The organism is Pseudoalteromonas sp. NSLLW24 (assembly GCF_015864725.1).
Taxonomy (GTDB): domain Bacteria; phylum Pseudomonadota; class Gammaproteobacteria; order Enterobacterales; family Alteromonadaceae; genus Pseudoalteromonas; species Pseudoalteromonas arctica.
In genome coordinates this window covers 1-1098 of record NZ_JADYWQ010000045.1, presented here as the reverse complement: position 1 = coordinate 1098, position 1098 = coordinate 1, and the positions used below count along the sequence as shown (strand labels likewise).

Below are 1098 nucleotides of genomic sequence, written 5' to 3'. Positions count from 1 at the left end.
CGAATAATACGAGAGGATAAGCGTGGGCATATTGATAATATGAACCTTCCTTTGTTAGAAAGGCTTAATATATCCCCAGAGAACTGGCTAAAACTGACTACGCAATTTACGCGCGTATTTCATGGTGCAGTAGGCAGACCCACTTCACAAGCAAGTTACTGTGAAAATTTAAAGCGTAAACGGCGATCAAATATTAGCAACTGCGAAAAGCTACTCGCATAATACTTAAGCTATTCAGTAAAAGCATTCAGTAAAAGTTAAAACTGCAATTTTGCAGTTATATTTATGCGTGTAATTCAGGTTTAAGCATGCTAATGACTTATTTAATGGATGAAATAAAAGTTATCCAGTAATAAAAGATAAATTTTGAATCTGAAGAGCTAATTTTGTGGCACAGTTTTGTTTGTTCAATTAAAGTGTCTGTCTGGTTTGGTCGGTATTAATCGATCCCTTGGAGGGGTAATGGAAGCAATAACAATTACGAGTGTTTTTAGTGCGGTAGTCGGTGCATTAACAGGTAGTCTTGGGGCTGCACTCCTGGGAGCGGGTATTGGTGCAGGGCTTTCTGCAACTTTAATAGTTATCCATGAAACTAATCGTGAAAGAAAAAATAGAGCTCTTGATCTGATACAAGAATACAGTTCTCCGGATTACATTCAGATTCGTAATGATGCAAGTAAAGCACTTAAAAAGTCGATGCTAGAAATTGAAAGCCCATCTTGGGATAGTCTTTACCGAAAACTATCTACGGAAGAGTGGCAAAAAATATCTAAAATTGAACATTTCTATAAAAAGTTAAATTTTATGGTAGATATTAAAGAGGCGGATTCTAGATATTTAGCAAAATATTTTGAAGTTGAATTTTGGCATTGGCAAGCAAGGTATTTTAGTCGGATTAATATTGAATCTGGTGAGCCTGAAATGGTATTTCAAGCTCTTGCGGATGCTTTCGAAAACCCTAATAATAAAAAGACTTAGGGAAATAATAAAAGCGTATCCCCATTCTTAAATAAACTAGACATGTAGTGGTCAATAAAATTTGGCCACAGTTTTAGAGTCTTTGTATCTAATCTCAGATTCATTTGGCGCTAAACCAGC

The 1098-nt window shown here is 35.8% G+C and carries 1 protein-coding gene and 1 pseudogene; both read left to right on the top strand.

Annotated elements, in window-relative coordinates; genetic code table 11:
• Positions 1 to 222: pseudogene (locus I6E72_RS19825) on the top strand (transposase); the annotation flags it as partial.
• 240 nt (positions 223 to 462) lie between these two features.
• Positions 463 to 978 carry a hypothetical protein gene (locus I6E72_RS19605; protein ID WP_039487800.1) on the top strand — a complete coding sequence of 172 codons (516 nt, stop codon included), beginning with the start codon at positions 463 to 465 and terminating at the stop codon, positions 976 to 978.
• Positions 979 to 1098 lie beyond the last annotated feature (120 nt).